Below are 24,802 nucleotides of genomic sequence, written 5' to 3' on the forward strand. Positions count from 1 at the left end.
CCATGGAGGCGGTTGTCCCCTTCGACGATTCCGGACTCGCTCAGGTGATCGAGCGAGCTCGGATGCTGTTCGACGACGGCGACGTCGCGTCGGCGCGGATGCTGGCGTCAGGCGCCTATGACCAGGCAAAGGCCGCCGGCAGCTATGCTGCTCGCTTCCATGCCGGCGAGCACCTGATCTTCAAGGCGCGCAAGCTCCAAGGCGACGCCCTGCTGATCGAGGCCCGTGCCAAGATCACGATCGCCACGGAGTGGACTGCCGCCCAGGAAAGAGGGGAGGCGTCGAAAGGCGGCAGACCGAAATCCGTTCCAGACGGGAACGGTTTCACGGCAGCCGAAGCCGGGCTCACCCGCAAGGAAATCCACGACGCTCGCAAGCTGGCGGATGCCGAGCGTCGAGATCCTGGCATCGTCGAGCGGGTGATCGCCGGGCGAGTCGCGGAAGGACTCGAGCCCAGCCGGGCGAACCTGCGCGTGGCGATCGGCACCGACACGGCCAGCGCGGACGAGCGCGGCAACAATCTCTACGAGACGTGCCCGGAAGCGATGCACGCGCTGCTGGCGCTGGAGACCTTCGGCCCCCGCGTCAAGGAACCGGCATGCGGTCGCGGCGCGATCTCGCGCATGCTGGAGGCGGCAGGCTACGACGTCGTGCTTTCCGATCTCATCGACTATGGCACCGCCGATCGCCACGGCGTCCTGCAGGAGGTCCGGGACTTCCTCACCAGCGAGGCAGGCGACGATTGCGACGATATCGCCACCAACCCGCCCTACGGCGGCGTGCTCAATGCTTTCGTCGCGCATGCGCTGCGCGTGCACCGGCCGCCGAAGATGGCGTTGCTGCTCAACCTGAATTTCCTCTGCGGCTTCGACGATCCGGACCGCAACTACGCCATGGACGACTGCAAGCCGGCGCGCATCCATGTCTTCACGCGGCGCCTGCCGATGATGCATCGCGATGGCTGGGACGGCAACGAAGCCTCGAGCCGCATGAACTTGGCCTGGTTCGTCTGGGAAGAGAACCTGGTCGGCGACTATGCCGGGCCGACGGTCATCAACCGCGTTGACTGGAAAGACTATCTGCCGAGCGAGTCCGTGTGATGCCTGCCTATCGCAGCTCGGCCGAAGCCGAGATCCGAGATGCCGCTGTGGCTCGCCTGCGCCAGCTCCGCCCCAATGCCAGGATCATCCATGAGATCAACGTCAGCTCGAATGGCCCGAACCGCATCGACGTGCTCGCTGTCGACCGCGCTGAGATCATTGTTTGCGAGGTGAAGTCGGCCAAGGACAAGCTGGACCGCCTGCCTGCACAGCTCACATCGATGTTCGGCGCGGCGCATCACGTCATCGCGGCGATCCATGAAAAATTCCTGGTCGAGCAGGAGACGAACCAGTGGGCGGCTCACGAAGAGCGCGACGGAAAATTCTACATGCGCAAGGTGCCTGAGGGGATCAGCCACAAATGCGAAATCTGGGTGTACCCGGAGCGCCGGCGCGCCTTGCCCACCGCCAACCACGATCATCTCGAAAAGTGGGCGTTGCCTCACCCTGTCTTCGAGCGCCCTCTGCCTGCGAGCGCAATCGATCTCCTCTGGCGTGACGAGCTGCAACAGCTTTGCTCGTCGTTGCGCGTCTCCGCGACGCGCCAATCTGTCATGACCGACATGATCGCGGCCTTGCGGTGGCACTGCACCGGAAAGGAGCTGACGCGCGGCATCTGCCGACTCCTTCGAGCCCGCCAGTGCAAGGAAGCCGATCCCGAAATCATCGAAAGGTCTGCCGCATGAACCACTTCGCAGGCTTCACCACGCCGGTCGTGGGTGGTCATCACGCCATGCTGCGCTTTGCCGAGGATGGGCGCGCCGAGCCGGTGCTTGGCCCCGGCGGCGAGCCGAAGATTTTCCCGACCGAGCTGGAGGCCTTGAAGGCGGTCACGGAGGGCCTGCTGCGCTACTTCAATGGTCATATGAGGCGCGACGGCGAAACGATCACCAGCGCCCGCGACGCGGCCGAACGCATCTTTCGAAAGGGCCGGACGATTCCGGTGGAGCACCGCTGATGTCAGGATTTCGCGAGGGCTGGGCTCTCAAGTCGCCAACGGCCGTCACCACGCACTACTTTCGCCGGCGCGGTCTCGGACTCGCCGTCTCTCTCTGCGGCTCCCAGGATGCTCCGGCCGGGTGGCTCATGGAAAATTCGGGGGCCGGGCAATGCGAACGCTGCGCCACGGTGCGGGCGAAGGAACTCGCCAGATTGGACGCTGCGCCACCAGAGGCGGCCGAGGACGAGCGCGGCGACCAACGGGCGTGCGAAGGGAAGGCCGGCGACTGACGCGCGCTGGCGAGGCCTCTACACTCGACGAAAAAATGGGGCAGCGGAGACCAATCCGCTGCCCCTCCCTACCCCAGCCGCCGGCCGGAGCCAGCGGTGCGTCCTAGTAGTGTCTCAGTTTGAAATTTCTCTGATTTCAAATTCAGCTATGGCTTGGGTAAGGGGCTTACCGGTTTCATCGCGAAGGATTACCCACATCGCGAAACGTTCATCGTCTTCTGGCAGCCTGGAGTTCCGCACTATGCTCATCAGGAAGTGCTGAAGAGCCTTCCTCGCATCATCAGCGTTGGCAAACTCCAAGCCTTCACTGTCCCGTGTGAGGACCGTACCGTCGTTACTATCGAAATAAAATCTCGGCATCGGTGCGTGCTTATACGGCCCGTGCTTTCCGGGCTTCCGCGCAACGGCGTCGATCTTCTGCAATGGGCACGACGCGGACGGCGCTGCCGATTACGGCGGCTGGTCGCTTTTGGCCTTTAGGTCGTATGGGCAACTGTCACTGTCCTTTCGCTACCGCATCTAATGCACCGACCGCGTTGACGGGTAAAATCCGAAGTGGTCCCCAGTGCCTCAGTGGTTTGCGAGGCGTGCGCGTGAGAACTGAGATGCAGGGCTTCGGCGATGCACCTGTCGCATACGGCTCCGGGATGCTGCATCGTGATGAAGTCGTTTATCATCTGTGCGACTATCATGGCGGCAGCACCCCTCAATGCTTTTCCGCTAAGCATACGGGCGCTCCGACTACCGTGCAAACGCTCCGCCTACCGCCGAAATTTCAAACTGAGACCTACCGGATCCCTACACCAGCATCGAGCGCGCATGTGCCTGGCGCAGCTGCGACTCCATCGAACGGATGGAGCGCGACGCCGCCGCCAGCGTGTCGGCCCAATTATCGGCCTTGGTGGGGTCGACCGATTTCAAGGCGATGCACTCGCCGTCTTTGAAGCCGCCGGCGATTGCGGCGATTATGCGGTCGACCGTCTTCTCCATCCGGCTCATGGCTGCCATATCGTCCTTCGACGGCTCTGGCCTGTTTTCGTCGTCGAACATCCCGCCCTGCTCGATTCGGTCGCGGACCGCCTGCGCAGCCGCCTTGATGCCCGACCAGTCTTTGAGCTTGCCCGTGGTGAACAGCTTCACGATCTGCACCTGGTCGTGCTTCGGCAAGTCGACCAGGTCGTTTGCATGGCCGAGCGGGAACTGGTTCGCATCGACCAAGGCGCCGATCGATTCATCAAGGTTCAGCAGGGCTGTGCGCGCTTTCACGCGCTGAGGCTGGATGCCCAAATCCTTCGCCAGCTGCTCGACGCTCCAGCCGCGGTCGAGCATGGCCTGAAAGGCGCGCCCTTCCTCTAGCGGCCGGATATCGGCGCGCTGCAAATTCTCGATGATGGCCTGCAGATGCATCTCATTGCGCGTCATCTTTTTGACGTGGCACTCGATCATCGGCCGCTTGCCCAGGGCACCCTCTTCCTCGAGCAGGAGATGCGCACGCCAGCGCCGCTCGCCCATCACGATCATGTGGGTGCCGTTGGGCAGCGGCCGAACCGTGATGGGCTGCGCCAAGCCGTGCTCGCGGATGGAATCCGCCAGCTCACGCAGAGCCTTCGGGTCGAAGTGCTTGCGCGGCTGGTCGGGGTTAGGAACGATCAGGTCGAGGGCGATACGCGTCTTCATGGTCTTGGTCTCCGTGGTAGGGAATTTCTTAGCAACATCAACAACTTAGCTTGTAACCGATCTGGTTACAAGTGGGTTACTAAGAAAAGTTGCCGACCAGGTCTGCAGCGCGGTCAGGAAACGCCTTCGCGACCGAGCGCGTCCAGATCGTCGCTCGATAGCCCTGCCCACAATCGAGGTCACAAGAGAGATCGCCGCCCCTTGTGATGCGCCAGCCGTCCGGCATCGGCTCACCGGCAAGCCAGAGGATGCAGCGACGCGCGTCGTCGCGACGGGCGAAATCTTCGGCAACTCGGTCGTGGTAGGCCGTTACGGAATACCAATCGCCGCCGTCGCGCTCCGTGTAATAGCCCGGCGCCAGCGATTTGATCGCCTGTATCAGCTCGTCGGAGGTGCGAACGTCAGCCATTGGCCTGGCCCTCCCGTGCGCTCGCCAGCGCTCGCGCATGGCCGGCATAGGTTGCAGCTGTCGCCTCGTAGTGGGTCTGCAACCCACGTAGGGCGCGCGCTAGCGTGCGATCTTCGAAGCTCGCCAGGAAAGGCGCGCGCAGGCCGAAACCAGCGCTCTTGACCTCGTAACGGGGAATGCCGCTACCTGCATAGTTGTCGCGGCGCTCAACCAGCAAGGTTGAAAGGCGGTTGAAGCCGCTGGATTTCGTGCCGGTCGCCTTAAGGAACGCGTCGGTGTGCGACTTGTGGACCGTCCACGAATAGCCCGGCATGATCTTCGTAAGCTCTGCCCGGAAATGCTTCGCGCTGAACTCGCTCCTAGCCATTGCCCCGGCCCTCCGTCCTGGCACGCGCGGCAGCGAGGAACGAGGCGGTGCAGATGGTGAAGTCGCCGCCGGCGCCGCCGCCGATATGGGCATGGTGATACTCGTCCAGCTCGTCGAGCAGCGGGCGGATGTCGCCCCAGGTCGGATAGGCTTCCTGGTTGCTTTGCCAGAACTCCCCCAGCGTGCCGGTCCACTCCGGCTCGCCGAGGTCGAGCGGGTTCTTCACATGGCCCACGAAGAGATGGACGGTGGTGGTGATGTCGATCGACATGGCTGCTCTCCTCAATCCATGTTGCAGTGAACGAGCGCGGTCGCGCAGTCGACGCCGGTCTCTTCGGCATAGATCGCGGCCTGATCGCCGGGGCGATTGGTGGCGACGGCCGCAGGCGGCTCGGCCTTGGAGATGGCCGCTCGTACCGCATCGAACGTTGATGTGCCGTCGGGCATCGGAAGGCGGGCAAGCCACGGTGCCGCTTGCGGACATCCGGCTACCGATTTCAGCACCGCCAGCAGGTCGGGCCGAGCCTGCTCGCGGCGGATGGCTGCGCGCAGGCCGGCGAGCATGTCGGCAACGCCTTCCTGGAGCGGATCACCGTCGAAACCGGAGATGAAAGACTCAGCCTGAGTCAGAGCGTCGACGGTGTCGCTGGCATGGTCGAAGGGGAGCTTTTCGACCAGCTCGTCGCGAAGCTTCCTCGCGGACTCGATCGTGATGGTCTCGGTGCCTCTCGTGCCACCCTTCGGGCCGTAGAACGAGACGTAGACCTGATCGAGGTGGGGCGTCGAATGGCCGTTGGCGGCCACGCTGATGAAGATCGCGTCAACCATCGCCTTAGCCCTCCGCCTCGATCTTGTCGGCCAAGGGCATGATTACCTCGTCCCAGATGGCTCTGCAGATTTCGTTGTCAGCGTGGTCGGACACGACGTCGTAGCCCGAATTGCCATAGATCAGCTGGAACCACCCGAGCTTATCGCCCGTCGGGCTCCGCAGATGGATGGCGTCCTCGTCGGTCGAGAACAGCGCCAGCATGATCGCCGCCTTGTCGTCGGAGCGTTTCACCACCCAATCCTCGCCGTCGTTGACGGAAATCAGGTGGCCCCGGTCGAGGCAGGCCTTCACCAGGGCGCGGGCGATGCGGCGTTCGGCGCGGATGCGGGTCGCGAGGTCGCGCGACCGGCGCGCTAGCGCCAGTTCGATCGCGTGGTCGAAGCCGGTCTTCGGCTCGCCCACCTCGGCATCCTCGGCCAGCCGGGCGGACAGCGCCTGCTTGCCCGAGGCAGTAAGAGCGTTGCAGATATCCAGCATCTCGGCCGGCGTAACGTTGATGGTCATGGTCTTTCTCCGTGGGTAGGGGGATCTCAAGGAAGGCGCGGGGGATCAACCCCACGCCAGTCCCCAGCGCTTGGCGCACACCGGCCCGTAGCCGACGTCGATGGAGCGGTGATCGGTCAGCTCGGTCGCGCAGAAACAGCAATTGCCGGTACGCTTGCCGTGGGCGGCGCCGGCCTTCGAGGGGTTCTCGGCCAGAGCGGTGAGAGCCGCGACCAGGCCGTCAGGACCGGGCGACCGACGCGACCGGGTGAACTCGCCCTTGCGGCCGATGCGGCCGTACCAGTCGCGGCTCTCGAACGATCCGGGCGACGACACGTTGATCTGGCCGGCGTGGGCGGAGCGCTCACCGGCGAGAGCGAGCACGACCGTCTCGCCGTTGACGTCGAAGCGGATCTTCGGATGCTTGAGCTTGTTGGCGATCGCCGTGTCGAACAGCGCGATCAAGCCGTCCATCGAGCCGACCTTGGCCTTCGGCGCCGCGGGCTCGCCGGCCTGTGCGCGCTGGGTCAAGGTAGCGACCCAGGGCCACTGCCGTTCCGAGAGACTCGAGCGGCTGTCATACTGGTGCAGGAGTGAAGCGGCGAACTCCGCGTCGCGGCCGTGCAGCTTCGGAGCTGACTGGCGCAGGGCTTCGATTTCGAGGTTCATATCTGGTCTCCGTGGTAGGGATTTCCCAGATCGGTGCGGCTCCGGCGGTTATGCTAGGCCTGGCCCGTCCCCGGTTCGATTTCACTCGGCCGGTCAGTTTGACGAGAAGTCACCAATCGCCGGCCCATTGCTGAAAGGGGAGTTCCGGCGAAGGCTGCAGCGGTGAAAGGAAACGGCTTTCTGCTGCACCGATCTGAATTTCTAAGTTACTTCAATAACTTAGAATGTTACCAAATCGGTTACAAGTGGGTACAAGCCAAAAAGCCGAATAATTTCAACCACTTCGCTGGCGGTCAGTTCACCGGCTTGAACCGGGATTGCAGGATCTCGCCGGAAATGGAGCGCTGGTCGTCGCCCGACTGCACCAGTGCCTGGTCGACGTGCTCCGGGTTGATGCCGATCACCTTCCAAACTCGGCCCTGCTGGTCTGGGGCCTCGGCGCCGAGGTAGGGCGCGACCTGGAGGGGCTGGGGCGGCTGGCGCAGGCGGTATTGCGCCGGCAGCTTGGGATGATGCCAACCGCAGCCCTCGGCCTCCAGGCCATGTTCAAACACCTCGAGCCGCAGCTTTTCTTTCAGCCAGACCGAGATGTAGGCGCGATGGCAATACTGGTTGTCGGTCGGGGCCTCGTAGCAGAGCAGGGCAACGTCCCTGCCACCTGAGAGGTCTTCCATCTTGGCGACGATGCGGCCGGCGTTGAGCTTGTCGAGGCCTTCGAAGTAGAGCTGCTTATAGTCGCGTTCGCTGGCGGTCTTAAACCACTCGCCTGGGGCGAGTTCGGGCATCTTGCGGAAGCCCGCCGGATATCCTCGCGGCGTTCCCCTGGACACCCCGATTTTCTGGATTTCGGGCGGGAGCTTGGTGAACCAGGAGCTGGTGAAAATGCGCATCTTCGTCTCTTTCCGTGGTAGGGTTTGGACAGGTCCAATTGTAAAGCGGGCGAACTTCTCAAGCAACCAAAATGACACTGTGTGTTACCATTTTGGTACGTTGCCTCACCCGTACATCTGCATTAGGTATGGGTTCTCTCCAGCGCCTTCGGGCGCTGTCCTGTGGTAGGGATGGAGAGCAAGGCCGATCAGGGGCAACCCGGTCGGCCTTTGATATTTTCGGCGCGGCTGTGGCACATCAAAGCGCACTTCGGGATAATTGACCCACGCCGTCACAGTCTCGAAGCTAATAGCGCGCGGCAGGCTCTTGAAATCGTTGAGCAGCGTGCGGCCAGCCAGGATCCCGTTGCCAGCGAACTCGGCACCCGAACGGAAAAACTGGAACGTCTTGCGCCACGGTCCGGTTGAGAGCCAGAGGTCCAGGCCCGGCGCCAGCTCCACCCGGTCGAGGCGATCGCTATCAAGAAGTTCGCAGAAGAGGTTGTGCCCCAAGGGCCGGGACGTCTGATATTCGAACGCTCGCCGGTGTGTGGAATCGATCAGGATGAAGCGCATCGCAGCTCTCTTGCCTCTAGGCGTTGGTTGATGGTGGGGAGCGACCCGGCGGCGAACAATTCGAGCCACCACTTGATCAGCTCGGCGTGGTAGCGATCGCCGGCCGCACGATGACGGGGCTCGCGCAGCTGCCGTTCGATCCAGTCAAGCCGGTCGCAAAGCTCCGGCCGGTAGAGCAGGTCGCGGAACGCATCTGCGAGCCGCATGTCGAGGGTGTAATTCCCGGTGCAGCCGAGGGGCGAGCAGTCGCTATGCCAGGCCTCCCACATGTCGAGGGCCTGGCTGATGGTGGGGAGCCGGCGCCGCCGCTCCTCCTCGTCTTCTGGTAACGGGCGAAACATTTTGGACTCCGTGGTAGGGATTTCGATCCTAGTGTGTAACCAAATTGGTTACAATATGGTCAAGCTAAAAGTAGCTTTTGCGGCCGTCCTTCCAGACCTTGACGGTGATGGTGTTCACGTAGGTCCCGACCTCGGCGAAAGAGCCGTTAGGCAGATCGCGGAACTGGCCGTTCAGCTTCTCGATCAAAGCCCGAAAAGCGACGGCCTTGCGGGTCGCGCGAAACTCGGTGCCGGCCGACATGATCGCGGCGAGGCACCCGCCATCCTCGAGGAAGTCGAGGGCGTGCATGACGTGGTCGATATCCCGCTCCATGTCGAACGGCGGGTTCATGATGATGCGATCGTATTTCCCCGTCACGGAGGGGCGGAGCGCCAGGAAGTCGGCGGCGTACACCTTGCGGTATGTGCCCTGCGCCTCGAGCGCTGCGGCAAGCGCTGGCTGGAGCTCCACGCAATCGACCTGGTTGTCGTAGCGGTGTTCCCTGCGCCAGCGGTCCATCCGGGCCTCGTCCCCATAGCCCGAATGATCGCCGAATTCCTTGATGCTGGTGAGGCAGCGGCGCGCCAGATTGCCGGTGCCGGCGCTAGGCTCCAGAATCCGAAGGCGCGGCTTCTCGATGGGCTGGAGCAGGGTGATGCCCTTAAGCAACTCCTCGGCCGCGGCATCCGGTGTCGGAAAGAAACCGAAGTTCTTCGCCGGCGTGGTCTTCCGATTGCGGAAAAGGTCGTCCGGTTCCTGGGTCTGTCCGTCGCCGATCACCTCGCCATAGAATTCGGCGAGCATCTTGTTGACCTTTTCCACCAGGTCATTGCGGGTGAACCAGAGGTGAGCGTTGCCGTTCTTGTAGGCGACAATCCTGAAATACTCGCCGTGATGTTCGGACTGCTGTGGTTGGAAGCCCTTGCGCTCGGCGCGCACCACATTCTCGATGCTGTTATAGGACGGCTTCTTGCCGTCGAGCACGGCGAAAGTGCGTTCGATATCGCGCACCGTGTCCCATGTGCCGCCCCACGAAACGTGGCCATGGTCGCGGTCGAAGGCATAGGTCAAGATCATGCGGCTGCCGACCTTGAAGCCGTCGTGAGACCGGAACCGGCGATCCAACTTGGAGAAGGCCGTCGCTATGCCGCGGCGGAAGATCATCTCGGATTCGCCGGCCCACTTCTCGATGGTGGCGTACACGTTGTCGACGGTGACCGGCGGAATCCCCATAATCTCGTCGAGGTTCATCAGCTCCTTGCCGTCGCCGTGCCGGTGGTCGTAGCGCTCCGGCACCCACTTCAACGTGTCGCGCAGCTCGTCCTTGGCCTGCTTGTCCATCAGGACTTCCAGGTCCGTCATTTTGACCAGATAGTTCCAGCACGAGATGTCGATCAGGCGGATGGCGGTCCGCTTCCACTGCTCGGCGTCGGGCAGGTCGACGGCCTCGAAAAACGCCCGCACCTCGCGGTTGTCGCGGTCGCCGTACCTGGAGCAGGCATGCTCGCCGGCGGCAGCTTTCCACAGCGCCGCCGCCTTCTTCAATTCCCGGTCGGCCTGCTCCATCGAGGCGAATGCGCCATGGTAGGCGGCCACGGCTGCGTCGCGATAGGCGACGATCTGCTCGACCGTGTTGCGGGGGATCAGCGCGTTCATGGCTTCGCCTCCACGGGCTTTGCGCTGAGGGCGCCGTGCATCTTCTGGAAGGTGAAGATGTCTTTGCGGCCGATCACGATCTCGTAGCGCTTGCTGCCGTCGGGCAGCGTGAATACGTATTCGGTGGGCTTCTCGGTCATGGTCCTGGTCTCTGTGGTAGGGAGCGGGAGCGACGGGACGACTCCCGCCGCTCTATCGAAGGGTTGTTGTCGCTCTCAGTGCATCGCGCTTCCTTCTGCTGTTGCGGGAACTTCCACGTCCGTTTCGGCGGCCTGGAGGTCGGCCAGCCGCTCGCGGCAGGAAGGGCAGCGGCAGCTTTCGCTGTCATCGAAGGGGAAGGGGCTCAGGCAGTCGTCGCAGTAGGGCATCGACTCGTCTCCGTGGTAGGGGAAAACCTTGTAACCACAAGAACTTAGCCTGTAACCAAATTGGTTACAATGTGGACACGGACAAAAGATCGTGTTCGCCCAAGTGCAGATATCGGGGAAGCGGCCCTAGCGGTCCCCATCGCGTTTGTCGCGTTGCTCGCGCCGGTAGTCGATCGCCGCCCAGATGACGCAGACGATGGCGACTGCCACGCCCAAAATGCGGTTGGTGACGAACGCCTAAATGACGAGGATGAGTACGCACGCGAGTGCGCCGGGCGTCATGTCTTTCATGGGGAGTCCTCTTAAAACGCGAAGGCGAATTGGCCGGAAGCTTCTTGTCTCGAAGCGACACCGAGGGAACGGAGACCTGGTAGAGCGGCGATGAAGCCGCCGGGCTGGTAGGCGGGATCGTTGCGGCGCTCCTCACGGAGGCGGCTGTCGTCGGCGTCGTGCCGCTTATTGCCCTCCCAATAGGCGAGGCCGAATGGCGGGTTGTGGAGCTTGCACTTTGCCGTTGTCTTGCCGTGATGATCGATGAGCAGGTTCTGCTCCATCACGATCGTCAGCATCTCGTCGACGGGCATTGCCTCGTCGACGAACCAGCGCTCGCGGGATAGCCCGCCGCCGGTGAAGGAGCGGAAGCCGGTCTCGCTGAAAAACGGCCGGTCGAGGTCAATCACCCGGCCGTCGAGCCCGGCGCCCCCGAAGACGCCAGGATAGCGCACGTCGGTTCGACAACCCTGGATGGTGAGCATGAACCGACCGGGCTGGCCGTGCATCGGGATTTCGCCATCCGGCGCGGCCAACTGCTTGCCGAGCCACGCGGATGCCGAGTTCCAGCAGTTGAAGCGGGATCGGCATGTCGCGGGCGTGTACCTCGTCCCGTTCCCACCGTCTTCGCTGTAGCCGTAGCGCTCAATGCGGTAGAGCGTCTCGACACACGCCTCGATCACCAGCTCGTAGGGCAGACGGCCGGGCTTGTCGCAGGCCATCATCGCGGCGTGGTAGTGGTGGAGGGCTTCGCGGGCGATGCCGACCAGATATTCGTCGGACCCGTCGCGCAGCATGGCGACATTCTCCGCGATCTCCTGCCCGCGCTTCTCGGCCTCGATCTGCCAAGGGTATTTCTTGGCTGGTGCTTTCGGCTTTGCGGTCTTAGCCATCAGAGCAGCCTCCCCTCGGCGACCTTCCAGACGCCATCGCCCAGCGGTTCGAACGGGCCGCGCTGGAGCGTCTGCCGGACCTTTGCCCGCCAGTTCGGATTGCGGCCGGACTTCGGGTTCTCGGCCAAGGCTCGGTAGAGATCGTCAAGCCGCATGGCCTCGCCGGCGCGCTGCATCACCTTCAACACCTCGTCGACCCACGAGCCGACGGAGGCGAAGCCGAAGATGAGCGACCGCAGGCGCAGCGGCACGAACGCGCCGGGAATGCCGCTGGCCGCAAGACGGTCAGCATCATCGGAGCCATAGGCGCAGAACACCGACGGCGCGCCGGCGTTGGCCTTGGCTCGAGTCCCGGCCGCATCGTGGAAATGCAGCCGCCCCTCCATGAAGAGGAGCGCGTCGGCCGCGCGCCACACGAACTCATGGAACACCTGCGTTTCGGTGCGCGCGAAGATCAGCGCGATTCCATGAGCGTGGTCGGCCATACGGCCCATCCAGCGGCCGATCACGTTGTTCGAGTATGGGGGGTTGAGCCACACGCGACCGTGCCAGGGCCGAGCTAGACCGTTGTCGGCGATGGTGTAGTGCTGGCGCGCCATGTCCCACGGCCGATCGAGCGGCGCGCATGGATCGAGGTCGAAGCTCCCAGCGCCGCCAAGCGCGGCCAGGATCTCGGGAGGGGTGAGCCAGACGTCGGTGCCGGCCGCCGCGGATTGGTGGCTACCGATGGGCATGGGAAGCCTCCTCGGTCAGCCTGCGCAGCACGTCGCCGACGCTGCTGATAGAATTCTCCAGCCGCGCCTCGTCGAGCTCGGCCAGGTCGATCTTGGTTTCGTTCCCGTCTTCATCGACCATCGTGAAGACGTTTGCGGTGCAGTGCGGCTTGCGCAGGATATCCCAAGCCCAGCGGGCGGCGGCTTCGGGATCGCCTTCGCCCTCGTAGTCGATCTCCCATGTGACGAGGTAGCGTGCCATCAGCGCTGCTCTTTCTTGAGCAAGTCGCGCGCTGCGCCACGGGTAAATGGCCCGTCGCCGTAGGCACCGTCGACGATCTCCTGTAGCTCCACCTGCTGGACGTGCTTGCGCTCTGCGGGAGCCTCGCAAGCATCATGGCGGTCGCCGTTGCTGCCGAGGCATTCGGGATCACCCTTGGGACACCCGTCGTCTTCCTCCTCCTCGTCGACGTCCTCGCGGGTGAGCTGATCGAAAGTCCACTCATCACCCTCCTCGTCGAGGAAGATGATCTTGCCGTTGCGCTTGGCGGTCTGGATGTCGTTCCAGAAGATTTCGGTGCCGCCGGCATACTCCGGCTCGCCCGTCTCGGGGTCGATGTCGCTGATGTGAGCGCGGCAGGTCAGCCGCTCCAAGGTTCCGGTGATCGCGCTTCCGGTAGGCGATAGGTAGTGGGCCATAGTCTCTGGTCTCCGTGGTAGGGGATTGTTGCCAAAATGGTTGCGAAACACGCTTGACAAAAAGCCAGGGGGGCATGCAGAAATCGCGCAGCCTGATATTGCTTCGCGATTCGGCCAGTCCCCGAAAATCAGATGGTGTCGAAGCCGCTCGGCGAGGGCTGAATTCCGGCCTCTTTCGCCACGAAGCCAACGACATCAAGCGCGTCGCTAGAGCTTAGTTTTTCGATGGTTTCGGCGAAGCGCTGCTTGAAATAGGTCTGGTGCTCGGCGCCGGCGTAGCGGGACATGCCGATGGCAGCGGCGAAGGTGATCGCTTCGAGACGCGCGCCGCCGAAGCCCGACTTCTGATGGAGGCTGGCTGCGAGATCGTTGAGGGTCATTGGTCTGGGGTCCATGGTAGGGAAAGTAACCGTTCTGGTTACAAGTAACTTATTCGGTTACACCTCCGATGCAAGAGAAAAAACAAGGCTTTTTGCGTCATGTTTCAGGGCGTTGTGCCGAAGGAATGCATCGCGCAAATCCTTCGCGTCTCTGAGGTCGACAAGTGGGGCAGGGTCTATAACTGCTGCTCCGGAACGTTCCGGTTCGAGCAGATCACGCTCGCCACATTCCCCGGCGTGAGATGCACTCCAACGACGTCAGCCTCTACTCGTCAGCCATCGCCGGCTACGTGCTGGGCAAGCCGATAGACTATGAGTTTCACGGCGCGCTCGACTTCGTGAACGAGTTCGACTTTCGCGAGCCCGATCAGCGCCTCGCCGCGCTGGCCGTCGGCTTCAATCTCGGCCGCTTCGCCGGCGGCAAGGCGAACGCCTACAAGACCAGCCATCGCGAGCACCTGGTTGCGAACTTCGGCAGCTATGTCGAGCGCACCCTGGAGAAGGTGCGCAAGCTTCCGGGCATGATCCCGATCAAGAGCTATTCGCCGCGCGACTGGATCCTGCATCTCGAGGAGGCCATCGACCGCAAGGCCGCGATCTTCTCCTACCCGCCGTTCTACAAGGGCGGCTACGAAAAGATGTTCGAGTTCCTGGCTGAGAACATCAAATGGGACGCGCCTCGATATGAGCTGTTCGATCCCAAGGCGCTGCGCGGCCTCATCGAGCGCGTGCGACAGGCCGGCGTCCCGTATTGCATCCTCTCGGACCAGATTTACGACGATCTGAAACCGGAGCTGGAATTCGTCTCGGGCCGAGGCCACCCGCACTACTGCTACGTGTCGACCGGCAAGTCGTCCTACCTGCAGCTCGTGCCGCGGTCGGCGCCGTTCCGCTACAAGCCGATCGACCTCGACAAGATCAAGCCGGATTCGGTCGTGACGATCGGCCGGGCCGATGCCGCCCAGATGACGTTCCTCAAGGACGTCTACCTGAAAAAGGGCATCACCCACACCCCTGGCATGGTGAACTATCTGGTGCGGGTCGACGACATGCTGGTCGGCGGCCTGATCTACAACCTCGACAAATTCGCCAAGCGGTCGATCTACCTGCTGTCCGACTTCGCCATCTCGCGCGAGGGCAGGCTGTCCAAGCTCGTCACGAGGCTCGCCTGCAACGGCGAGCTGCTGCGCGACATGGGCAAGCGCTTCATCGACCGGTTCGACAAGGTGCAGACCTCGGCGTTTTCGGACCATCCTGTCTCGATGAAGTATCGCGGCATCTTCGAGCAGACCAAGCGGGAAGAGATCGACGGGCCGGAAGGCAAGTTTCGCCTGCATTACGTCGGCGCCCGCATCGATGAGACGCCGCAGCAAGCGTTCGAGTGGTGGTATGGCAAGCACTTCAAGCGTTGACTGGTCGAAGCTCAAGATCGAGCTGCGCCGCGTCGACTACCGCACCCTCAAACGGCGCGAGAAAAACGCGCACTACATGTCGCCGGCGAAGTTCAAGCGCCTGGTCGAAAATATCAAGATCGATGGCGCGGTCACGTCCGTCATCCTCTGCTGCCTCAACAAGGACGGCTCGGAGGAAATTCTGTCGGGCCATCATCGCAGCGCGGCCGGCATCGAAGCCGGCGTGGTCGAGGGCGATGCCCTAATGATCCTCACGCCGTTGAGCGAGGCCCGCAAGGTGGCGATCCAGCTCAGCCATAACGCCATCAACGGCGAGGATGACGCCTCACTGCTCGCCCAGCTCTACGCCTCGCTCGACATCGATGCGAAGAAGTTCTCCGGGCTCGATGACAGCGTGCTCGCCGGCGACAAGGGACCAGGTGCTACCGCGCTCGGCGGGGCGAACATCAAATACGACGAGCTGCTGTTCTCCTTCCTGCCGGAAGACCGCGTGCGGTTCGAGGTCGAGATGGACGCTCTCGCCAAAAGGGCGAAGCGCTTCCGCATCCATGCCGCGCCGCAGTCGCGGTTCGACGACTTCTTCGACGCCATCGTGCGCACCAAGAGCCAGCTCAACATCGTCAACTCAGGCATCGCCCTTTCAGTCATGGCGCGCCTTGCCGGCGAGCGGCTGGATCAACTCGAAGCGGAAGCGGAGGATAAATCCGATGCGGCATGATCTGCCCATGCGCGGCTCGCCTTCCAAGCCCGAAGCGCCCAGCGACGGCCCGCCATTCGGCACCCCGTTCATCGTGGTGCTCGCCATCCTGTCGTTCACCTTCGTCGTGTGCCTCGCACGCGTCTGCTTCCGTGATCCAGATGCATACCCGTGTGTGTAACGCAGTGTCGGTGGTCAGCATGGTGCCACCATGCAAGCATTCGGGTCAGTTTGCGGATTTGCGCACTTTCGCAGACGTCATGCGCCGCAAGGCTTTGCAGCCGGATTTGACCAGCATCATCGCATTCGGTTCGGCTCGCGGCATGATGTCGATGGGTTCCGGGATCAGTGGCAAAAAAAAGAGCCACGTCGAACAGATTGAACACTCGCACGCACGAGTCGTTCGATGATCAAGACGCAGGCGACCGTCACATCGTCGACCAAGGCGAAACCGGCGAAAAAAAAGCCGGCGCCGAAGGGCAAGGCCGGCAAGGCAAAGGCGAAGCCCGGCGCGGCAAAGCCGGCACCGCAGCCCAAGGCCGAGCCAAGGGCGAAGGGTGAGCGGCCCCAGGGCGGCGGCTCGCAGCCCAAGCTGACCGAAAAGGATATGCCGCGCGTCATCGAGACGCTGCGCCAGTATGGCGGCATCAAATCGGTTGCGGCCGACAAGCTGAACGTCAGCCGCACCACGCTCTACGCGTTCCTCAACGAACACCAGCCTGCCCTCGATGCGGCGGCCGAGATCGACGACGAGATCAAGGACATCGCCGAGGGCAAGGTGATCATGGCGATCCGCGCCGGCGACATGCAGACCGTGCGCTGGTACCTGGAGCTCAAGGGCAAGGATCGCGGGTATGTGCGCCGCGTCGAGCAGACCGGCAAGGACGGCGGCCCGATCGAGACGCAACAGAAGGCGAACCCGAAAGACTACACCGACGAGGAGTTGGACGTCCTGATTGCGGCAGCGCAACGACGGAAGGCCGCCGAAGCGCAAGGGTGAATTAAATGGCGCAGAAGTCTGCCGCCGCCCGCGCGCCGCTCATTGCCCCCGACCTCGAAGACCTGCTGATCGAGCGAGACCGGCGCAAGGCCAAGGGATCGTTCGCCGAGTTCGTCAAGATTGCCTGGCAGGTGCTCGAACCCGGCAAGGACCTTGTCTGGAACTGGCACATGCAGGTGGTCTGTGACCATCTGCAGGCGCTGGTCGAGGGCAAGTTTCTCGAGCTGGGCCTGCGCAATCGTCTCGTCATCAACGTCCCGCCGGGCACATCGAAGTCGCTTCTCGTCTCGGTCTTCCTGCAAGCGTGGGAGTGGGGACCGGCCGGCCGGCCCGGCATGCGCTATCTGTCGACGGCGTACAACGACGGGCCGGTCAACCGCGACACCCGCAAGTGCCGCGATCTGATCCTGTCGGAATGGTACCAGGCGCGCTGGCCCGAGGTTCGGCTTAGCCGCCGCGCCGAGACGTCATTCGCCAACGACAACACCGGCACGCGCGAAGGCATCGCTTTCGGCTCGCTCACCTCGCAGCGCGGCGATCGCCTGATCATCGACGATCCGCACTCGACCGAGACGGCGGAATCGCCGACCGAGCGCGCCGCCACCACCCGCCGATTTCGCGAAGGCGCGCAGAACCGCCTGAACGACCAGAAGCGCAGCGTCATCATCGTCATCATGCAGCGCCTGCATGAGGCCGACGTCACGGGCGTCATCCTCGACGGCAAGATGGATTACGTCCATCTCTGCCTGCCAATGCAGTTCGAGCCCGACCGGTGCTGCTACACCCCGCTCAAGGTTGCCAGTTCCGTCGGCGAGCCGATCCTGGCGCGCTACGACGCCAGCAAGCAGCACTGGTACGGCGAGAACGACAATCTGCCGGAAGGGCGCCGCACCGAGATCGAGGCGATCAAGCTCCAGCTCGTCTGGCGGCAGGATCCTCGCACGCAAGACGGCGAGATCCTCGATCCGATCCGCTTCCCGCCCGATGAGCTGAAACAGCTCTACAACGACATGACGTCGTATGCGGTGGCGGGCCAGTATCAGCAGCGGCCAGCGCCGCGCGCCGGCGGCATGTTCCAGCGTGCCTGGTTTGAGGGCCGCATCGTCAGGGCCGCGCCCAAGGGCACGATCTGGGTCCGCCATTGGGACTTGGCCGGCACGCGCGGCGGCACCGGCGCTCGCACCGCCGGCGTCAAGCTCGGCCGCGATCCCGAGGGCCGTTACTATGTCGGCCACGTCGTGACGCTGCGCGAGGAAGGCAAGTCGGTCCGCAAAACGATCGAGACGCAGGCCGCGCTCGACGGCAAGACGGTCCACATCAGCCTGCCGCAAGATCCTGGTCAGGCCGGCAAGGCGCAGGTGCAGGATTTCGTCGCGCAGCTCGCCGGCTACAAGGTGCATGCCGAAGGCGAGACCGGCGACAAGGTCACGCGCGCCGAGCCGTTCGCGGCGCAGTGCGAACACGGCAACGTCTACATCGTCGAAGGGGAGTGGAACACGCTCTACCTCGACGAACTCTGCCTGTTCCCAGCCTCCAAGCTGATGGACCAGGTCGACGCTTCTTCCGGCGCCTTTACGAGGCTGCTCAACATCAAGGGGGCCATGGTGATCAGCGACGACGTGCTTCGCCGCGCCCGCCAGCCGGGGCCGCGATGAGCAAAAAGCGCAAGGACAAAAAGGCGCGCAAGAAGGCCCAGCGCATTGCGGGGGCCGCAAAGGTCGCGCCGATCGCCGCGCTGCCTCCTGGTGCGCGCGGACCGACCCGCATCTCGGATGCGATGCTGTCGGCTCTTCGCGCCCAGAGCACCGCGCCGTCAGAGCCCGTGCGGGTGTTCACCCTGCCGCAGCATCCCGCCGACGTCGTGCCCGAGGGCAAAGGCCTGGCGATGGATAGCGCCGTCGGCGCGGTCCAGTCATGGGCCAATGGCTTCGCGCTGAGCGGCTACTTCTCGGAGGGGATCACCTTCCTCGGCTACGCCTACCTCTCGGAGCTGGCGCAGCGCCCGGAATACCGGGTGATCTCCGAGACCATCGCGACCGAGATGACGCGCAAATGGATCCGCTTCACCTCGAACGACGGCGAGGACAAGGCCGACAGGATCGCGGAGCTGGAGACCGAGTTCAAGCGCCTCAACGTGCGCGACATGTTCTGCCGCGCCGCCGAGCAGGATGGTTTCTTCGGCCGCGGTCACATATACATCGACACCGGCGATACCGATGATCCTGAAGAGCTGCAAAAGCCGATCGGGAACGGCTGGGACAAGCTCAGCGTCACCAAGTTCGCCAAGAAGCCCATCCAAGCGCTGCGCACCGTCGAGGCGGTCTGGTGCTATCCGACCAACTACAACTCGAACGATCCGCTCAAGGACAACTGGTACCGGCCTGACAGCTGGTATGTGCAGGCCAAGATCGTCCACACCTCGCGCCTGATCACCCTGATCGGTCGCGAGGTGCCCGACCTGTTGAAGCCGACCTATTCGTTCGGCGGCTTGTCGCTCTCGCAGATGTGCAAGCCCTATGTCGACAACTGGCTGGAGACCCGCCAGTCGGTGAACGACATCATCTCGATGTTCAGCGTCTTCCTCCTCGCCACCAATCTCGGCGAGACGCTGCAGGCCGACGGTGATCAGCTCTTCCGGCGCGCCGAACTTTTCAACTTGGTCAGGTCCAATCGCGGCCTGATGATGATCGATAAGGATACCGAGGACTTCAAGAACGTCGCGGCTCCACTCTCCGGGCTCGACGTGCTCCAGGCGCAGGCGCAAGAGCATATGGCGTCGGTCAGCCACATTCCGCTGGTCAAGCTGCTTGGCGTCCAGCCGGCGGGGCTCAACGCCTCCTCGGAGGGCGAAATCCAGGTCTTCTACGACTACGTCCACTCCTTTCAGGAGCACCTGTTTCGCCAGCCGATCCATCGCGTGCTCGGCCTGGTGATGATCTCGCTCTGGGGCGAGCCCGACCCCGGCATCGACTTCGAGTTCGAGAAGCTCGAAGAGACCAACGAGAAGGAAGCGGCGGAGGTTGAAAAGACAAAGGCCGAGCGCGACGTGATCCTGATCGACGCTGGCGTGATCTCGACTGAGGAATCGCGCCAGCGCGTTGCTGGCGATCCGGACTCGGACTTCTCCTCGATCGACGTCGACGACATGCCCGACCTCCTCGAAGAGGAAGAGGATGGGCTGGTGCCGAATGGCGGCTCTCCGGCCAAGGATATCGAGGGCGCCGGGGGTAGTGGGTCAGATTGAATTCCGCCCCAATCGCAACCGCCTACGGCTCTTGGCCCTGACTTCGCAGAAAGAGGGCGGCGAGGTCATCCTCAAAAATCGCAAGGGTTTGCTCGAATAGGGTGAGCAAATGTTCAGCCTCCGCGCTTTGTCGTCCCTGCGCTCCTATGCGTCTGATCTGTTGGCGTTGCCGTTCGACAAGCTCGCGCCCTTTCGCGACGTGCTTTTCTGCCAACGCAATTCGTGATTGAAAATCCGACATCGAGGCGCTCCGGCCCAGGCGGGAGCTCGACATCTCTCAGCCACCGACGCCCAACGAATGCCGTTGCCGATGATGGCGACACTATGGACCTAAAAACTGAAAAGGTCCAATCTTGTTGGGTTCACTCGGGGACAGTCCACTAATGCGCTCTCGACATGAAACCTTTGAAGATCACGCCAAGATGTGCGACCAGCTCGCACGTGGGACAAATGAGCATGAGTTTCGTTCCCTGTATCGAGACCTTGCTTCGCAATGGCGAGAATTGGCGGCTACGGTGCGGTGGCTTGAGGAACACCCAACGAAGCCCGAAACTTCGAACTTTACCCGCTACCCGTCGAGGAGCCCAGGAAAGACGCGGCATGAACGAGGCGCGCGAAATCCGGCTTCGGCTGCTCGAAATCGTGGGGCGTGACGTCAGCGTCACCGGCAACAACATCGTCGAAACCGTTCTCGGTTTGGAACGGTTTGTCTGGGACGCGGGTGTTGCCAAGCCCGGGGAGCCGGCAGATAGTGCGGCTTCCGTCACGGACAACGCCGGCACCGCTTGATCACGCTCCACCTCTGGGAACTCCTCAAAGCACAGACGCCCGACGATCGCGAGATCGCCGAGACGCTGAGGGATCGTGATGTCCAGCCTGCAAAGTCGTCGCACGGCCAAGCGCAACGAAAAGGTGCTTCGCCCGGTCCGACCCAACGTCGGGATCGAGACGGCCTATAGGGGCCGTCTGACGCGCTTGATCGACGCCATGAGCGACAGCGTGATCTACTGGCTGAAAGCCTCCTACCGTGCCAATACGCCCCGCATAGCGCAGGATGAGACGCCAGCGGATGCACTCCGCCGATCGATCCGCAAGCTTGCCGCGCACTGGACCAAGCGCTTCGACGTCGCCGCGGTGAAGCTCGGCGACTATTTCGCGCTCTCGGTCGAGCAACGTTCGAGTGCCGCGCTGCGCAAGATCCTGCGCGATGGCGGCATATCGGTCGAATTCAAGATGACGGCCGCGATGCGCGACGTCGTCGACGCGACGATTCACGCCAATGTGGCGCTGATCAAGTCGATCCCGTCGCAGTATTTCGACCAGGTCGAAGGCGCGGTGATGCGTTCGGTGCAGACCGGCCGCGACCTCTCCGGCCTGGTGCAGGATCTCGAGCGATATTCCGGCATCACGCGGCGCCGGGCCGCTTTCATCGCGCTCGACCAGAACAACAAGGCGACAGCGGCCTTCAACACCGCGCGTCAGCTCGAACTCGGTATCGATGAAGCTGAGTGGCACCATAGCGGCGGCGGCAAGGAATCTCGCCCCACGCATGTCCAGGCTGGCCGCGAGAAGGTCCGCTACAAGATTTCGGCCGGGTGGTATGACCCGGCCGTCAAACGCTTCGTCCGGCCTGGCGAGGAGCCCGGTTGCCGCTGTGTCGGAAAACCGGTCATCAAGGGATTCTCCTAGGGCGCGACCAGCTCGGCGAGCTTGGCCGCGACGTCGGCCATCGAATTTTCCGCAGTGCTGAGACCGCTACGCGACGCGAGCATAGGACTGACCTCGCGAAGAGCTTCGTAGGTCGTGTTATGCACGATCGGGACGAGCAGATCGCGCGCCAACAGTGTCGAAAGCTCCTTTTCGGCAATGCCGCCGCTCCGGATACGATCCAGAAAGGCAGGGGTCACCAGTACGATCCCGACCCGCGTCCTCGCCAGTCCCTTGTCGATCTCACGCAGCAGTGGAGAACCAAGAACAACGTCTTTCTCGCTAAACCAGACGCTAACGCTTCGGAAAACCAGCAGGTCGTGGAGATCCTTCGCCGCTCCCTGCCGGTCATCCCACGCGTGGCAGAGAAATATATCTAGGCGGTCAGGAAGGGGCGGCCGCTTTTCGACGGTGTCGCGGAACGGTGTGAGTGTGCGCACCTCAGCAGGCGTGTACATCACTGGCGAGCCGGCTCGCGACCATCTCGGCCTTGTGCTGCCGCCGGACCCGCCGCCGCTGCTCCGGCTGACGCCGCTGCTTCCCGACGAGGAGTAGGAGGCTGGTGAGTACGACGAATAGCTGCTGTAACCGCTGTAGCGGCTGCCGTAGCTACCACCGCACGCGGGGCAGGCCGCTCGTCCGCTCGCTGTGCGGTGGCCCTGGTATGGTGCTGTGCATCTAGCCATGTGGTCGTCGCTCCTCAAGATCGTTAGACGACATATAGACCAGGGGCGAGCGGTTAACTGGCGCCTTAGGCGCCTAACCGGGCCTCTGCATAGTTGTCTTCTTGTTCGGCGGCCTTCGACAGCGCTTCCTGACCCCACTCGTTAAGGCTCTTACCAGCCAACTCTGCAGCGATGGCGACCTTTGAATGAAGCTCTGGATCAACACGCAGCATTAGATTGCCGGAGAAGGGTTTCTGAGGCTCTTTGCCGACCTTTTTGCAGGTCTCTACATAGTCATCTACGGCTTCGTGGAAGGCCGCCTTTAGACCCGCGACGGTGTCAGCGTGGAAGCCGACTACATCGCGGATGCCAGCGATCCTGCCGGTGAAGATTTCATCTTCGGCATCGAACTCGATCCGTGCGGCGTATCCGTTGTAAATCATGGCCTTCATGGTGTGACTCCTATCTGCGTAAGGAACGCTCTGGCGTCCTTGACCTGATATTGCTTCGCTTCCTTAGCCGGGTGAGGGCGGTGGAAGGTGCCAATATGGCCATCGAAGGTGAAGCGGACCCGGGAGCCGTTTCCCTCGATAGTCTTGCAACCCACAGCAAGCAGCAGACTCTCGATATCCGCCCAGGCAATGGTGCCCGAAACCGGGTTGGCGAACACCGCCGCGAGGGTCTTTTTGTGCTTGTTGTTCATGCATGCAATATATGCATGCACTCCGAATGTGCAAGCAGAAAATGCATGCACTTGCCATCAAAGATAGGTACGAAAGCAAATGCCCGCCACCTCTGAGGCTCAACGCCGCGCAATGTACGCAGCGGCCGAGGGCCGGGGCGTTCTCGGCATCCCGAAAGCGGTCGGTGAAGAGTTCGTCGGCAAGGACAGCGCGGGGCAGGCGGCCTCTCTGATGCTCGTCGCGCCCGATGGCGATGTCCTGGTGCTCCGCCGCTCGTCGAACGACACCAGCTGGCCCGGCCACTGGTGCTGGCCGGGTGGCAAGTCGGATGAAGGCGAAACACCTCTCCAGACAGCGCAGCGCGAGATTGATGAGGAAGCCACCGGCCCTGAGCTGTTTCTGGAGGCCGGCCCCGCTCAACTGCTCGACGTTCGCTCCACGCCGAACGGCTGGCTGCACTACACCTATGCCCAGCCGGTGGTCGAGAAATTCCAGCCGACGCTGTCGGCCGAGCATTCCGGCTATGCCTGGGCTCCCCTTCGCTCGCTGCCCGAGCCGCTGCATCCCGGCCTGCGCGACATGCTGGGCGAGCGCTTCGGCATCGCCGCCGACATGTCGCCCGAAGCGTGGGACTCGCTGCGCTCCAACTTCGTGAAGTGGACGAAGGGCGAAGACATCGTGATCGAGGGCGCCTGCCCGATTTGCGGCGGTACCGGCGAGGTCGCTGGACCTGGTATCGTGTGCGACGAATGCCGCGGAACGGGCGCGGTGGCGCAGGCCAACGACGCGCTCGCCATGGATCGCAACAGCGTGCGTTCGTTCGACCAGGACGGCCATCTGCGCGTCGAGATGACGCCGATTTCCAAGGCCAACGTCTGCCCGTACTATGGCCGCGAAATCCCGGATTTCGAGGCGCTGGGGCTCGATCCGGAGCGCATCTACAAGCTCTATCGCGATGCCGATGAGCTGGCGAAAGCCGCCCCGACCTTCGTCGGCAAGCCGCTTCTGCTCAAGCACATTCCCGTCAGCGCCAAGGAGCACCCGCGCGAAGCCGTGGTCGGCGCGCTCGGCGATGCCGTCGAGTTTCATGCCCCCTATCTCATGGCGCCGCTCAGCATCTGGGATGGCGCTGCAATCGCGCTGATCGAATCCGATCGGCAGAAAGAACTTTCGAGCAGCTATCGCTACCGGGCCGACATGACGCCCGGAACGCTTGCAGGAGAATCCTACGACGGCGTGATGCGGGACATTTCCGGCAATCACGTCGCCTTGGTCGAGGAAGGCCGCGCCGGGCCTGATGTTGTAGTCGGCGACAGCAAAATGGAGATCATCACGATGAAGAAAACAGCACTGCTGTCGCGCATGGCGTCCGTCGCCCACGGCGCGATCCTTGCCCACGTCATGCCCAAGCTGGCAGCCGATCAGAAGATCGATCTGCGCCCGGCGCTGGCCGACATCACCGCCAAGAACTTCAAGGCCAAGCGTCCCGCGCTCATCGAAGCGGTCGCCAAGGCCACGAAGGGCAAGCTCGCCGCTGACGCCAAGCTCGACGGTCTCGACGGGCTCCTGCTCGCTCTCGACGAAGAGGCCGACGCACAGGAGGCTATGGACGAGGATGACGACGACGAGGAGGCCAAGAAGAAGAAGGCCGCCGAGGACGCCGCCGAGGAGGAGGAGCGCAAGAAAGCGGCCGAGGACGCCGAAAAGGAAGACGAGGAGGAGAAGAAAAAGGCGATGGACTCCGCCATCTCCGCCGCCGTCGCCAAGGCCAAGACGGAGATCCGCGCCGAGATGCTCCAGACCGCCAAGGACGTCCGCGCCGCCGAAGAGGCCGTGCGCCCCTATATCGGCAAGCTCGCCATGGCCCATGACAGCGCCGAGGACG

35 protein-coding genes are annotated in these 24,802 nt (G+C 63.0%); 12 read left to right on the forward strand and 23 right to left on the reverse strand.

Annotation, left to right across the window (positions count from 1 at the left end; all coding sequences use genetic code 11):
- The first annotated feature begins 2 nt into the window (after positions 1-2).
- Genes EOA28_RS01005 through EOA28_RS01015 form a run of 3 tightly spaced genes read left to right on the forward strand, consistent with a single transcriptional unit; the run spans position 3 to position 2,058 of the window.
- Positions 3-1,100: an SAM-dependent methyltransferase gene (locus tag EOA28_RS01005; RefSeq protein WP_128314382.1), complete on the forward strand. Its 1,098-nt coding sequence runs from the start codon at positions 3-5 to the stop codon at positions 1,098-1,100.
- The gene (locus EOA28_RS01010) at positions 1,100-1,786 is read left to right on the forward strand and encodes an NERD domain-containing protein (protein WP_128314383.1); all 687 of its coding nucleotides are present in this window, start codon (positions 1,100-1,102) and stop codon (positions 1,784-1,786) included. Before EOA28_RS01005 ends, EOA28_RS01010 begins: the two co-directional genes overlap by 1 nt.
- Positions 1,783-2,058: a hypothetical protein gene (locus EOA28_RS01015; protein ID WP_128314384.1), complete on the forward strand. Its 276-nt coding sequence runs from the start codon at positions 1,783-1,785 to the stop codon at positions 2,056-2,058. The genes EOA28_RS01010 and EOA28_RS01015 overlap by 4 nt, the downstream gene beginning before the upstream one ends.
- 386 nt (positions 2,059-2,444) lie before the next feature.
- On the opposite strand, the gene EOA28_RS01020 is transcribed toward EOA28_RS01015, so the two are convergent.
- From EOA28_RS01020 to EOA28_RS01100, 19 genes are all read right to left on the reverse strand, one after another.
- Positions 2,445-2,753 (reverse strand): hypothetical protein, encoded by a 309-nt coding sequence (locus EOA28_RS01020; protein WP_128314385.1) that lies wholly within the window; start codon positions 2,751-2,753, stop codon positions 2,445-2,447.
- Between the two features lie 375 nt (positions 2,754-3,128).
- A complete protein-coding gene (locus tag EOA28_RS01025; protein ID WP_128314386.1) occupies positions 3,129-4,007 on the reverse strand; it encodes a ParB/RepB/Spo0J family partition protein in 879 nt (292 codons plus the stop codon).
- Positions 4,008-4,086: 79 nt separating this feature from the next.
- On the reverse strand, positions 4,087-4,416 hold the full coding sequence (locus EOA28_RS01030) for a hypothetical protein (RefSeq protein WP_128314387.1): 330 nt from the start codon (positions 4,414-4,416) through the stop codon (positions 4,087-4,089).
- A complete protein-coding gene (locus EOA28_RS01035; protein ID WP_128314388.1) occupies positions 4,409-4,783 on the reverse strand; it encodes a hypothetical protein in 375 nt (124 codons plus the stop codon). Before EOA28_RS01035 ends, EOA28_RS01030 begins: the two co-directional genes overlap by 8 nt.
- Positions 4,776-5,054 (reverse strand): hypothetical protein, encoded by a 279-nt coding sequence (locus EOA28_RS01040; RefSeq protein WP_128314389.1) that lies wholly within the window; start codon positions 5,052-5,054, stop codon positions 4,776-4,778. The genes EOA28_RS01035 and EOA28_RS01040 overlap by 8 nt, the downstream gene beginning before the upstream one ends.
- 11 nt (positions 5,055-5,065) lie before the next feature.
- Positions 5,066-5,611 carry a hypothetical protein gene (locus EOA28_RS01045; protein WP_128314390.1) on the reverse strand — a complete coding sequence of 182 codons (546 nt, stop codon included), beginning with the start codon at positions 5,609-5,611 and terminating at the stop codon, positions 5,066-5,068.
- 4 nt (positions 5,612-5,615) lie between these two features.
- Complete coding sequence (locus EOA28_RS01050) at positions 5,616-6,116, reverse strand: hypothetical protein (RefSeq protein WP_128314391.1); 501 nt, start codon at positions 6,114-6,116, stop codon at positions 5,616-5,618.
- A gap of 45 nt (positions 6,117-6,161) precedes the next feature.
- Positions 6,162-6,764, reverse strand: a complete 603-nt coding sequence (locus EOA28_RS01055) for a DUF6011 domain-containing protein (protein ID WP_128314392.1) — start codon at positions 6,762-6,764, stop codon at positions 6,162-6,164.
- 293 nt (positions 6,765-7,057) lie between these two features.
- Positions 7,058-7,654 carry a hypothetical protein gene (locus EOA28_RS01060; RefSeq protein WP_128314393.1) on the reverse strand — a complete coding sequence of 199 codons (597 nt, stop codon included), beginning with the start codon at positions 7,652-7,654 and terminating at the stop codon, positions 7,058-7,060.
- A gap of 105 nt (positions 7,655-7,759) precedes the next feature.
- Positions 7,760-8,209 carry a hypothetical protein gene (locus EOA28_RS01065; protein ID WP_128314394.1) on the reverse strand — a complete coding sequence of 150 codons (450 nt, stop codon included), beginning with the start codon at positions 8,207-8,209 and terminating at the stop codon, positions 7,760-7,762.
- Positions 8,194-8,550, reverse strand: coding sequence for a hypothetical protein (locus tag EOA28_RS01070; RefSeq protein WP_128314395.1), 357 nt, complete (start codon positions 8,548-8,550; stop codon positions 8,194-8,196). Before EOA28_RS01070 ends, EOA28_RS01065 begins: the two co-directional genes overlap by 16 nt.
- A 64-nt stretch (positions 8,551-8,614) precedes the next feature.
- Positions 8,615-10,186 carry a DUF4942 domain-containing protein gene (locus tag EOA28_RS01075; protein WP_128314396.1) on the reverse strand — a complete coding sequence of 524 codons (1,572 nt, stop codon included), beginning with the start codon at positions 10,184-10,186 and terminating at the stop codon, positions 8,615-8,617.
- Positions 10,183-10,326, reverse strand: a complete 144-nt coding sequence (locus EOA28_RS38580; RefSeq protein ID WP_189341873.1) for a hypothetical protein — start codon at positions 10,324-10,326, stop codon at positions 10,183-10,185. The genes EOA28_RS01075 and EOA28_RS38580 overlap by 4 nt, the downstream gene beginning before the upstream one ends.
- A 75-nt stretch (positions 10,327-10,401) precedes the next feature.
- The gene (locus EOA28_RS38585; protein ID WP_189341874.1) at positions 10,402-10,554 is read right to left on the reverse strand and encodes a hypothetical protein; all 153 of its coding nucleotides are present in this window, start codon (positions 10,552-10,554) and stop codon (positions 10,402-10,404) included.
- A 302-nt stretch (positions 10,555-10,856) separates the two neighbouring features.
- The gene (locus EOA28_RS01080; RefSeq protein ID WP_128314397.1) at positions 10,857-11,717 is read right to left on the reverse strand and encodes a hypothetical protein; all 861 of its coding nucleotides are present in this window, start codon (positions 11,715-11,717) and stop codon (positions 10,857-10,859) included.
- Positions 11,717-12,451 carry a DNA N-6-adenine-methyltransferase gene (locus tag EOA28_RS01085; RefSeq protein ID WP_128314398.1) on the reverse strand — a complete coding sequence of 245 codons (735 nt, stop codon included), beginning with the start codon at positions 12,449-12,451 and terminating at the stop codon, positions 11,717-11,719. The genes EOA28_RS01080 and EOA28_RS01085 overlap by 1 nt, the downstream gene beginning before the upstream one ends.
- Positions 12,438-12,692, reverse strand: coding sequence for a hypothetical protein (locus EOA28_RS01090; RefSeq protein WP_128314399.1), 255 nt, complete (start codon positions 12,690-12,692; stop codon positions 12,438-12,440). Before EOA28_RS01090 ends, EOA28_RS01085 begins: the two co-directional genes overlap by 14 nt.
- A complete protein-coding gene (locus EOA28_RS01095) occupies positions 12,692-13,129 on the reverse strand; it encodes a hypothetical protein (protein WP_128314400.1) in 438 nt (145 codons plus the stop codon). Before EOA28_RS01095 ends, EOA28_RS01090 begins: the two co-directional genes overlap by 1 nt.
- Positions 13,130-13,257: 128 nt before the next feature.
- Entirely contained in the window at positions 13,258-13,509 is a 252-nt protein-coding gene (locus EOA28_RS01100; RefSeq protein WP_128314401.1) for a hypothetical protein, read from the reverse strand.
- A gap of 242 nt (positions 13,510-13,751) precedes the next feature.
- Here EOA28_RS01100 and EOA28_RS01105 point away from each other — a divergent pair, with 242 nt between their 5' ends.
- The 6 genes from EOA28_RS01105 (at position 13,752) to EOA28_RS01125 (ending at position 19,862) form a co-directional block, all read left to right on the forward strand.
- A complete protein-coding gene (locus EOA28_RS01105; RefSeq protein ID WP_128314402.1) occupies positions 13,752-14,921 on the forward strand; it encodes a hypothetical protein in 1,170 nt (389 codons plus the stop codon).
- Positions 14,899-15,639, forward strand: a complete 741-nt coding sequence (locus EOA28_RS01110; RefSeq protein ID WP_189341875.1) for a ParB N-terminal domain-containing protein — start codon at positions 14,899-14,901, stop codon at positions 15,637-15,639. Before EOA28_RS01105 ends, EOA28_RS01110 begins: the two co-directional genes overlap by 23 nt.
- On the forward strand, positions 15,629-15,799 hold the full coding sequence (locus tag EOA28_RS38590) for a hypothetical protein (RefSeq protein WP_189341876.1): 171 nt from the start codon (positions 15,629-15,631) through the stop codon (positions 15,797-15,799). Before EOA28_RS01110 ends, EOA28_RS38590 begins: the two co-directional genes overlap by 11 nt.
- A 225-nt stretch (positions 15,800-16,024) precedes the next feature.
- Positions 16,025-16,618 carry a helix-turn-helix domain-containing protein gene (locus tag EOA28_RS01115; RefSeq protein WP_128314404.1) on the forward strand — a complete coding sequence of 198 codons (594 nt, stop codon included), beginning with the start codon at positions 16,025-16,027 and terminating at the stop codon, positions 16,616-16,618.
- Positions 16,619-16,623: 5 nt separating this feature from the next.
- Complete coding sequence (gene terL / locus EOA28_RS01120) at positions 16,624-18,273, forward strand: phage terminase large subunit (protein WP_245501442.1); 1,650 nt, start codon at positions 16,624-16,626, stop codon at positions 18,271-18,273.
- Positions 18,270-19,862, forward strand: a complete 1,593-nt coding sequence (locus tag EOA28_RS01125; RefSeq protein WP_210214904.1) for a DUF1073 domain-containing protein — start codon at positions 18,270-18,272, stop codon at positions 19,860-19,862. Before terL ends, EOA28_RS01125 begins: the two co-directional genes overlap by 4 nt.
- A 22-nt stretch (positions 19,863-19,884) precedes the next feature.
- Here the strand turns inward: EOA28_RS01125 and EOA28_RS01130 are convergent, their stop codons facing one another.
- Positions 19,885-20,103, reverse strand: coding sequence for a hypothetical protein (locus tag EOA28_RS01130; RefSeq protein ID WP_128314405.1), 219 nt, complete (start codon positions 20,101-20,103; stop codon positions 19,885-19,887).
- A gap of 359 nt (positions 20,104-20,462) precedes the next feature.
- Here EOA28_RS01130 and EOA28_RS01135 point away from each other — a divergent pair, with 359 nt between their 5' ends.
- Both EOA28_RS01135 and EOA28_RS01140 read left to right on the forward strand, forming a co-directional pair.
- Complete coding sequence (locus tag EOA28_RS01135; RefSeq protein WP_128314406.1) at positions 20,463-20,651, forward strand: hypothetical protein; 189 nt, start codon at positions 20,463-20,465, stop codon at positions 20,649-20,651.
- Positions 20,652-20,729: 78 nt separating this feature from the next.
- Positions 20,730-21,551, forward strand: a complete 822-nt coding sequence (locus EOA28_RS01140) for a phage minor head protein (protein WP_210214905.1) — start codon at positions 20,730-20,732, stop codon at positions 21,549-21,551.
- On the opposite strand, the gene EOA28_RS01145 is transcribed toward EOA28_RS01140, so the two are convergent.
- From EOA28_RS01145 to EOA28_RS01155, 3 genes are all read right to left on the reverse strand, one after another.
- Entirely contained in the window at positions 21,548-22,027 is a 480-nt protein-coding gene (locus tag EOA28_RS01145) for a toll/interleukin-1 receptor domain-containing protein (protein WP_348633419.1), read from the reverse strand. The genes EOA28_RS01140 and EOA28_RS01145 overlap by 4 nt on opposite strands.
- A gap of 293 nt (positions 22,028-22,320) precedes the next feature.
- A complete protein-coding gene (locus tag EOA28_RS01150) occupies positions 22,321-22,686 on the reverse strand; it encodes a type II toxin-antitoxin system HicB family antitoxin (protein WP_128314408.1) in 366 nt (121 codons plus the stop codon).
- Complete coding sequence (locus EOA28_RS01155; protein ID WP_128314409.1) at positions 22,683-22,937, reverse strand: type II toxin-antitoxin system HicA family toxin; 255 nt, start codon at positions 22,935-22,937, stop codon at positions 22,683-22,685. Before EOA28_RS01155 ends, EOA28_RS01150 begins: the two co-directional genes overlap by 4 nt.
- A gap of 79 nt (positions 22,938-23,016) precedes the next feature.
- On the opposite strand from EOA28_RS01155, the gene EOA28_RS01160 reads away from it, so the two are divergent.
- A partial coding sequence (locus EOA28_RS01160) for a DUF2213 domain-containing protein (RefSeq protein ID WP_128314410.1) occupies positions 23,017-24,802 on the forward strand: 1,786 nt, incomplete at its 3' end.

The organism is Mesorhizobium sp. M2A.F.Ca.ET.067.02.1.1 (assembly GCF_004023285.1).
GTDB lineage: Bacteria > Pseudomonadota > Alphaproteobacteria > Rhizobiales > Rhizobiaceae > Mesorhizobium.

Coding starts and splice junctions, on each gene's coding strand:
- EOA28_RS01005 (WP_128314382.1), top strand. CDS start 3: ATGGAGGCGGTTGTCCCCTTCGACGATTCCGGACTCGCTCAGGTGATC.
- EOA28_RS01010 (WP_128314383.1), top strand. CDS start 1,100: ATGCCTGCCTATCGCAGCTCGGCCGAAGCCGAGATCCGAGATGCCGCT.
- EOA28_RS01015 (WP_128314384.1), top strand. CDS start 1,783: ATGAACCACTTCGCAGGCTTCACCACGCCGGTCGTGGGTGGTCATCAC.
- EOA28_RS01025 (WP_128314386.1), bottom strand. CDS start 4,007: ATGAAGACGCGTATCGCCCTCGACCTGATCGTTCCTAACCCCGACCAG.
- EOA28_RS01030 (WP_128314387.1), bottom strand. CDS start 4,416: ATGGCTGACGTTCGCACCTCCGACGAGCTGATACAGGCGATCAAATCG.
- EOA28_RS01035 (WP_128314388.1), bottom strand. CDS start 4,783: ATGGCTAGGAGCGAGTTCAGCGCGAAGCATTTCCGGGCAGAGCTTACG.
- EOA28_RS01040 (WP_128314389.1), bottom strand. CDS start 5,054: ATGTCGATCGACATCACCACCACCGTCCATCTCTTCGTGGGCCATGTG.
- EOA28_RS01045 (WP_128314390.1), bottom strand. CDS start 5,611: ATGGTTGACGCGATCTTCATCAGCGTGGCCGCCAACGGCCATTCGACG.
- EOA28_RS01050 (WP_128314391.1), bottom strand. CDS start 6,116: ATGACCATCAACGTTACGCCGGCCGAGATGCTGGATATCTGCAACGCT.
- EOA28_RS01055 (WP_128314392.1), bottom strand. CDS start 6,764: ATGAACCTCGAAATCGAAGCCCTGCGCCAGTCAGCTCCGAAGCTGCAC.
- EOA28_RS01060 (WP_128314393.1), bottom strand. CDS start 7,654: ATGCGCATTTTCACCAGCTCCTGGTTCACCAAGCTCCCGCCCGAAATC.
- EOA28_RS01065 (WP_128314394.1), bottom strand. CDS start 8,209: ATGCGCTTCATCCTGATCGATTCCACACACCGGCGAGCGTTCGAATAT.
- EOA28_RS01070 (WP_128314395.1), bottom strand. CDS start 8,550: ATGTTTCGCCCGTTACCAGAAGACGAGGAGGAGCGGCGGCGCCGGCTC.
- EOA28_RS01075 (WP_128314396.1), bottom strand. CDS start 10,186: ATGAACGCGCTGATCCCCCGCAACACGGTCGAGCAGATCGTCGCCTAT.
- EOA28_RS38580 (WP_189341873.1), bottom strand. CDS start 10,326: ATGACCGAGAAGCCCACCGAATACGTATTCACGCTGCCCGACGGCAGC.
- EOA28_RS38585 (WP_189341874.1), bottom strand. CDS start 10,554: ATGCCCTACTGCGACGACTGCCTGAGCCCCTTCCCCTTCGATGACAGC.
- EOA28_RS01080 (WP_128314397.1), bottom strand. CDS start 11,717: ATGGCTAAGACCGCAAAGCCGAAAGCACCAGCCAAGAAATACCCTTGG.
- EOA28_RS01085 (WP_128314398.1), bottom strand. CDS start 12,451: ATGCCCATCGGTAGCCACCAATCCGCGGCGGCCGGCACCGACGTCTGG.
- EOA28_RS01090 (WP_128314399.1), bottom strand. CDS start 12,692: ATGGCACGCTACCTCGTCACATGGGAGATCGACTACGAGGGCGAAGGC.
- EOA28_RS01095 (WP_128314400.1), bottom strand. CDS start 13,129: ATGGCCCACTACCTATCGCCTACCGGAAGCGCGATCACCGGAACCTTG.
- EOA28_RS01100 (WP_128314401.1), bottom strand. CDS start 13,509: ATGACCCTCAACGATCTCGCAGCCAGCCTCCATCAGAAGTCGGGCTTC.
- EOA28_RS01105 (WP_128314402.1), top strand. CDS start 13,752: ATGCACTCCAACGACGTCAGCCTCTACTCGTCAGCCATCGCCGGCTAC.
- EOA28_RS01110 (WP_189341875.1), top strand. CDS start 14,899: ATGGCAAGCACTTCAAGCGTTGACTGGTCGAAGCTCAAGATCGAGCTG.
- EOA28_RS38590 (WP_189341876.1), top strand. CDS start 15,629: ATGCGGCATGATCTGCCCATGCGCGGCTCGCCTTCCAAGCCCGAAGCG.
- EOA28_RS01115 (WP_128314404.1), top strand. CDS start 16,025: ATGATCAAGACGCAGGCGACCGTCACATCGTCGACCAAGGCGAAACCG.
- terL (WP_245501442.1), top strand. CDS start 16,624: ATGGCGCAGAAGTCTGCCGCCGCCCGCGCGCCGCTCATTGCCCCCGAC.
- EOA28_RS01125 (WP_210214904.1), top strand. CDS start 18,270: ATGAGCAAAAAGCGCAAGGACAAAAAGGCGCGCAAGAAGGCCCAGCGC.
- EOA28_RS01130 (WP_128314405.1), bottom strand. CDS start 20,103: ATGTCGGATTTTCAATCACGAATTGCGTTGGCAGAAAAGCACGTCGCG.
- EOA28_RS01135 (WP_128314406.1), top strand. CDS start 20,463: ATGAACGAGGCGCGCGAAATCCGGCTTCGGCTGCTCGAAATCGTGGGG.
- EOA28_RS01140 (WP_210214905.1), top strand. CDS start 20,730: ATGTCCAGCCTGCAAAGTCGTCGCACGGCCAAGCGCAACGAAAAGGTG.
- EOA28_RS01145 (WP_348633419.1), bottom strand. CDS start 22,027: ATGTACACGCCTGCTGAGGTGCGCACACTCACACCGTTCCGCGACACC.
- EOA28_RS01150 (WP_128314408.1), bottom strand. CDS start 22,686: ATGAAGGCCATGATTTACAACGGATACGCCGCACGGATCGAGTTCGAT.
- EOA28_RS01155 (WP_128314409.1), bottom strand. CDS start 22,937: ATGAACAACAAGCACAAAAAGACCCTCGCGGCGGTGTTCGCCAACCCG.